Raw genomic sequence first — 6,151 nt, forward strand, 5'->3', positions numbered from 1 at the left:
TCCTTACGAAACTATCTCAACCAATGTTCCTACCAAACAAGCTCGCTCCAAATTCACGCCACTCAAATTAGCACCATCTAGTTCAGCACAAAGTAAATTCGCACCCGTCAAATTCGCACCCGCAAGATTAGCTCCCCGCAAGTCGGCTTCTTCCAAATTTGCCTCACTCAACAACGCTCCTTGCAAATCTGCACGACTCAAGTCTGCACCTTTGAGATTCGCTCCAGTCAAGTTCGCACCTCGCAAGTCAGCACCTCGAAAGTCAGCACCTTGCAAGTTAACATTCATCAAATTGGCACCACTCAAGAAAGCACCTGCAAGCGAGACTTCACTCAGTCTTGCTCCCATGAAATTAGCACCACGCAAATTTCCACCCCGTAAGTCAGCACCCGTCAGATCTGCTTGCATTAAATTTGCTCCCATAAGGTTTGCTCGCAAGTCAGTTTCTACAAGATTGGCTCCCATCAAATTTGCACCTTCTAGATGTCCACCTTCAAGTTTGGAACCTGTAAAAAGTGTGCCAACAAGGTGAGCACCAGCAAGATTGATTCGACTTAAATCAGAGTTTGATAAATCTTCGTCCTCTAAATTTGTTCCTGGCAGATTTTTGAGTTTTCCTAATCGAATTTCTTCTATGTTCATATACATTATGCATTATCAAGATAATTAAATTTTGCACACAGACACAAAGGCGCAAAGAGTTTCTCAGCGTCTGTGAGCTTTTGTATCAAATGATTATTTGCCGTAACTGCGAATCTGCTCACCAGTTTTGCTTTCGCTCTCTAACCTGCTATTGAGTAGCCACATGCTAGCACTGACTTTAGGCGTCACCAGAGCTACATCAAGTCCCTGTTGTAAACCCATGACCAATAAAGCGAGTGTATCTACAAGTTTAGGATCAAAGCGATACGATTGCAGTTGCCTGCACTCTTCTAAAGCTTGAGCAAATATCTCCTCGCGACTTAACTGAGACGTTTTTTTCTGATTGAGTCGCCATTGGAAATCCGCAACTAATGCCATGATTCTCGATTCCAGAGGAATTTCATCCCCAGCTAACCCTGCTGGTTCACCTGTACCATCCCACCACTCGCTTTGATGTGTGATAATTTGGGCGATCGCTCGCAATTGTGGCATAGTTCGCAGAACTTGCGCTCCCGGTACTAAAGGACAAGTCAACGGACAACTGGGTGCATCTTCTTGGTAGCGCGTAGAAGTTCCAGGAGAAAGAATGCTTTGTGCTCTTTGCAATGGATCTATACGGTGCAGCAAAGCTGCAAGACGTAGACGTTTCATCTGCCATGCGGGAAGATCCAAAAGTTGCCCTATTGTTTCTGCTAGCGCCACCACTTCTGCTGCTGCCATTGGATTGGTAATATCAGTAGCATCAATAATTTGCGCCATCCGCAAAAATGCTTGAATTTCGTTGGAAACCAGATTGCGATCCAGTGCTTGGTGGCGAGTCGCTGTAGGGACGGATATATTGACTTGCCCTGTTTGGAGATAATCTACTACCTGAGAAACAACTGCACTCAAGTCTTCTGGTGTAGCAAGGCATGGCTGAATTGCGTCTTTGTGTGCCTTGAGTTTTTGTGCCAGTTCTGGGTTATATTGTCCGATGTGGGAAATTGCCAATTCTGCCGTTTCTTTGACTAATTCTGCCTCAAATGTCCACAAGCCATAGAATTTCCGCTCCACATCCGATGCAGGTACTCCAGTAGTACCATAATCAGCTTCTGATAGTTCTTGACAAATGACCATTGCTGTGTATGCAGGTGCTATAATAATCAAGTGCCACTCCTGCGCCACTGGATCTGCTGACTCTAATCCTACCAAGTTCACATTGGGTAACTGACTTGTGGGATGTTCAGCAAAACCTGCATCAGGAGAAGCCATAATAGCAATTTGACAGGATTTTTGAGCAATATCCGCATATCTTTGGGCTTCTTGCAAATACCATTTCCCCTGTTGGAAGGCTGTGATAACTAAAGGTGTACTGTCATCAGTTAAAATGTGGTCTTCCAGAGCATGACACAGGGAAACCAGGGTATTTTTGTAGTAAACGCCGTATTGAATTGGTCTTTTACTATGGCGATGAGCTGCTTCTAGCTTTTGTAAAATAGAGCCTTCTAACATGAGTTTAATGAAAAGAATCGCAGACGAACAGACGAAAGGGGAGCAAGTTTCCCCTTATCCCCGTGTCTTCTATGATACGCTGACGAGTGGTTTTTCTTTCGTCTCAATTGGTGCAGAAAGTGCTTCTTCTAAATCAGCACAACCCACTCTTTCCTCTAAAATTTTCATAACTTCGCGTCCAAAGTCGTTGGGGTTGCGTCGCCATGCTTCTAAGCAGACTTCACCAAAGAAAGAACCGAGAGGTTCGGGGTTCCAGAGAAGTTTTCTAGCGTTCCAGGGCATATGGCTCATTGGATTGTACCCCGGTTTAACGATTCCTTCTTTAAAGGCATACTCTTCTAAATGGGTATGAGGTTGTAGCCCGATGAAGAAAATGGCGGGTTCGACTTTGTCAGCCCCAAAAATTTTTTCTAATTCGCGGTGGTAGGCGATCGTTTGGCGAATAGTTTCGGGGCGTTCGTCAATAACGTTAAAGGAGTAGTTAACAGAGACTAAGTCGTTAAATCCAGCAGCTTTTAAGTCGCGACAGTTTTGTAAGACTGTTCGCAGGTTATATCCCATGCGCATCTTACGAACAAGTTCTTGAGAACCACTCGTAATACCAATTTCAAAGTAGTTCATCCCAGTTTTCACCATCAACTCACACGTCTTTGGTGTGAGGTTATCAGCGCGGATGTATGCTGCCCAGTGAATGTCACTCATTCCAGAATCGACGATTTTCTGTAACAGTTCCTCTGCATCTTCAATAAATTTTCGGGCGGGGATGAATTGGGCATCGGTAAACCAGAAGTTACGTATGCCCCGATTGTAAAGTTGTCGCATTTCGGCAACAACTTCATCTGCAGGATTGATACGTACCTGTTTACCTTCTACAACCGTGTAAACGCAATAGCAGCAGTTGTGGGGACAACCGCGTTTGGTTTGAACACCGATGTAGAAATCTCCTTCCTGTAGGTAATAATTAAGCTCCGACCAGATGCTTTCGATATAATCGTAGTTACAAGCGGTTTTTTCCACTGGAGTCGGTTGTTCGTGGATGAGGCGTGTACGTGGTTGAGATTCTCCCACTATGTAACAACGTTCATCTATAAACTCTGTTCCAGTTAAAAGTTTTTCTAGCAGGGTTTCGCCCTCACCCACAGAAACAATTGTCCCCTTTGGCAAGCTTTTACCAAGCTGTTCGTAAAATACACTCACAGCACCACCACCCACAACTAAGCGGATATCTGGATGATATTTACGGGCACGTTTTAAACCACGTTTGATTAATCCGAGGTTACGCCACAGTTCTGTATAGTAACTTGTTAACATCCGCAAGCCGCCAAAAGCACCGTGTAATTTGACTAAGGGATTTTTGGCATAGAAAATCTCAAAAGAATATTGTAATGGGTTACCACCACGTCCACCTACAGGGGCATAAATTTGGATATCCCGCCAAGAGAAAACCAGCAGTGTTGGTTTAAATTCATCAATACACTGATCTAGGGCAAAGGCATAATCTAAAGGTGGTACCGTCCCCAAATCAAAAATCCGCTGTTCAATTGTGGGAAACAACTTGTGGACGTGATCTGCAAGGTAAACAACCCCAATAGGAAAAATGGGGTTACAAGGAAGGCGAACATAGAGAATTCGGTTGTCCATTACAGGTGTTTTAACTTCCATCTTGCTGTTTTCAAGGGAAAGCGAGAACAATATCTTTATAAAGAAAAGTTTATTTTGTTTTTTGTCCTATATCTTAATATTACTTGACATTCACTCAGATTATTGATTAGTCTATTGTGTTTATTGGGATCGGTGAAAATAGCTAAACGGATTTTGCCATCAGATTTCTAGTCTGCTGAGGCGAGATACTATAAAAATTTTTCATACATATAGCTTTACAATAACACCAACTTTCTTTGCCAAGCGATGATCCACATACATTATTTGTGGTTTAGAACATTAGCAAGGACACGTCAATCACACAAGTTATGATTTTTTTGTGAACCAGGGAACATTATATTTGTGCGACTATAATGTACAATTGCGTAAAAGGCATAGATTTTTACAAAATTTTCATATCATCCGCATATCTTAAGATAGAAATCATCTAAAAAATACCAGTTGGTAGTCGGGGTTACAGCAGCTGGGGATCACCCAGTGCTACGTTGGCTGGTGTAATATAAAATAGTGGCGTAAAGCTCCTCAGCAGTTATGGCTCAAATATTAGATCCTCTACCTCCTGAGCAATCAGGAAAACTGTTCTGTTGCTACGTAAATGCCACAAGTAAAATACAGGTGGCTCGCATCTCCAATATTCCCAACTGGTACTTTGAACGGGTTGTTTTTCCTGGACAGAGGTTAGTGTTTGAAGCCCCAAGACAAGCTCAACTTGAGATTCACACGGGCATGATGGCAAGCGCAATTTTATCGGATACAATTCCGTGCGATCGCCTTGCAATCAGTGAACCTAACAGTTTTGTGTTTGACACAGATTCTTCAGCACCAGTTATGGACTCGATCAATAAAAAACCAATTGTGCAGATTAATACAATAACCGGAGATTTCATAAAATCCTTACAAGTCGCTGGTTTAGTAACCATTGATTAAAAAAAACAATTTTGCTTAGTTAGAGGGTTGCTAAACTCAGCAACCCTCTTTTGTTTTGTCTTTAATAATGTCCTCATCGCCTCCATCACTGTTTCTATTCCACTACAATGTTTACTATGAACTTACCTTCGTTTCTTTGGCTGTGGAAAATAGCAGCATGGTCGATGGGTTTATCGCTATTAGCTTATTTACTATTAGCGATAACAGGTGTTTGGATGTTTCGTACCAGAAGACTACAGCAAGAAGAACCTAGCTGGCTGCATTCCCTTCACTACTTAATTGGCGGTTGCATAGTCAGTTTAGTGCTGCTTCTGTTACTGATTGGCATTATTGGGACTTTGGGTCACTTTGGTTCTTTGGGACACTCATCACACCTGATTGCTGGTTTGACAGCAGTCGTACTGGTTTTGCTGTCTGCAGGGAGTGCATTGCTGATTCATCCTAGACGATCTTGGGCTAAACGTATCCACATAGGTGCTAATATTGCCCTGTTTTTTGGCTTTGTTTGGGTATCGTTAACAGGCTGGACTGTAGTACAAAAGTACTTACCATGATGAATCACAAATCACTCGACAGCTTCACGATTCAGTTTGCCAAGCAATATCTTGAAGAATTACTCTTACCTTTTTACCAGCTAATATTAATTTAAAGTACAACGATCATGATGGAGCCGTGACAGCAAACTCAGCCGATACTTCATCTTCTGTTTTTCGACTCTCTCCTTTAATTCGGATTACACTTTTGTGTCTGTATGTGGCACTTACCACACCGTTACCTTTCCTCTCGCAGGTAACAGCAGCACCTGTACCACCAGCGTTGTTATGGGTGGGTATTGTCATCGGTTTTATTGGTCTGTATGCAGCGTTGAGTGAACGCGTTATTGTAGATGACCAGGGAATCCAAGTCACTTATCCTCAATGGGTACCAGGTTTTTTCCGCAAAGGCTGGTCTTTACCTTGGTCTGATGTAAAAGAGTTGAAACCCCGCACGACTGGTCAAGGAGGAATCGTTTACTACTTCCTGTCTCACGAAGGAAAAGCTTACTTACTACCGATGCGTGTGGTTGGGTTTGCCCGTTTGGTAAAATTTGTGCAACAGAAGACACAGGTAGATACGACAGATGTCTATCCCTTAGCACAACCATGGATGTATTTAATTTTACTTTTTTTGACGCTATTGCTGCTATTGATTGATGGCTGGACAATCGCCACAGCGTTAGCGCAAGGCAGCATAAATTAGAGTTTCACCGAGTCCGCAACGGGCGTGGGTGTAAGGGTGTAAGGGTGTAAGGGTGTAAGGGTGTAAGGGAAACCCCACACGATCACGCGAGAATTCAAAATTCAACTTAGGCAAATTCAAAAAGGAGAGATTCTTAATTTTGAGATTGCTGAGTCCCAAGGGGACACGCTGCGCGTATGCCTGCTTTCGC

The 6,151-nt window shown here is 43.0% G+C and carries 7 protein-coding genes; 3 read left to right on the top strand and 4 right to left on the bottom strand.

All coding sequences use genetic code 11. The features are described from left to right. Positions 1-3: 3 nt before the first annotated feature. The 3 genes from DP116_RS08535 to DP116_RS08545 all read right to left on the bottom strand — a co-directional run bounded on the left by DP116_RS08535 (position 4) and on the right by DP116_RS08545 (position 3,795). Positions 4-642, bottom strand: a complete 639-nt coding sequence (locus DP116_RS08535; protein WP_169154780.1) for a pentapeptide repeat-containing protein — start codon at positions 640-642, stop codon at positions 4-6. A 93-nt stretch (positions 643-735) separates the two neighbouring features. Then, positions 736-2,133, bottom strand: coding sequence for a DICT sensory domain-containing protein (locus tag DP116_RS08540; protein WP_169154781.1), 1,398 nt, complete (start codon positions 2,131-2,133; stop codon positions 736-738). 69 nt (positions 2,134-2,202) lie between these two features. Continuing rightward, entirely contained in the window at positions 2,203-3,795 is a 1,593-nt protein-coding gene (locus DP116_RS08545) for a photosystem II high light acclimation radical SAM protein (RefSeq protein WP_169154782.1), read from the bottom strand. 531 nt (positions 3,796-4,326) lie between these two features. Between DP116_RS08545 and DP116_RS08550 the strand changes: the two genes are divergently transcribed. The 3 genes from DP116_RS08550 (at position 4,327) to DP116_RS08560 (ending at position 5,961) form a co-directional block, all read left to right on the top strand. Continuing rightward, on the top strand, positions 4,327-4,722 hold the full coding sequence (locus tag DP116_RS08550; RefSeq protein WP_169154783.1) for a DUF1830 domain-containing protein: 396 nt from the start codon (positions 4,327-4,329) through the stop codon (positions 4,720-4,722). 116 nt (positions 4,723-4,838) lie between these two features. Beyond that, entirely contained in the window at positions 4,839-5,276 is a 438-nt protein-coding gene (locus DP116_RS08555; protein ID WP_169154784.1) for a DUF4079 domain-containing protein, read from the top strand. 118 nt (positions 5,277-5,394) lie between these two features. Next, positions 5,395-5,961, top strand: coding sequence for a hypothetical protein (locus DP116_RS08560; RefSeq protein WP_169154785.1), 567 nt, complete (start codon positions 5,395-5,397; stop codon positions 5,959-5,961). Here DP116_RS08560 and DP116_RS28500 read toward each other — a convergent pair. Then, a partial coding sequence (locus tag DP116_RS28500) for a hypothetical protein (RefSeq protein WP_211173162.1) occupies positions 5,938-6,151 on the bottom strand: 214 nt, incomplete at its 5' end. The two genes, DP116_RS08560 and DP116_RS28500, sit on opposite strands and share 24 nt — an antisense overlap.

Origin of the sequence: Brasilonema bromeliae SPC951 (assembly GCF_012912135.1) — a bacterium.
Lineage (GTDB): Bacteria > Cyanobacteriota > Cyanobacteriia > Cyanobacteriales > Nostocaceae > Brasilonema > Brasilonema bromeliae.

Coding starts and splice junctions, on each gene's coding strand:
- DP116_RS08535 (WP_169154780.1), bottom strand. CDS start 642: ATGAACATAGAAGAAATTCGATTAGGAAAACTCAAAAATCTGCCAGGA.
- DP116_RS08540 (WP_169154781.1), bottom strand. CDS start 2,133: ATGTTAGAAGGCTCTATTTTACAAAAGCTAGAAGCAGCTCATCGCCAT.
- DP116_RS08545 (WP_169154782.1), bottom strand. CDS start 3,795: ATGGAAGTTAAAACACCTGTAATGGACAACCGAATTCTCTATGTTCGC.
- DP116_RS08550 (WP_169154783.1), top strand. CDS start 4,327: ATGGCTCAAATATTAGATCCTCTACCTCCTGAGCAATCAGGAAAACTG.
- DP116_RS08555 (WP_169154784.1), top strand. CDS start 4,839: ATGAACTTACCTTCGTTTCTTTGGCTGTGGAAAATAGCAGCATGGTCG.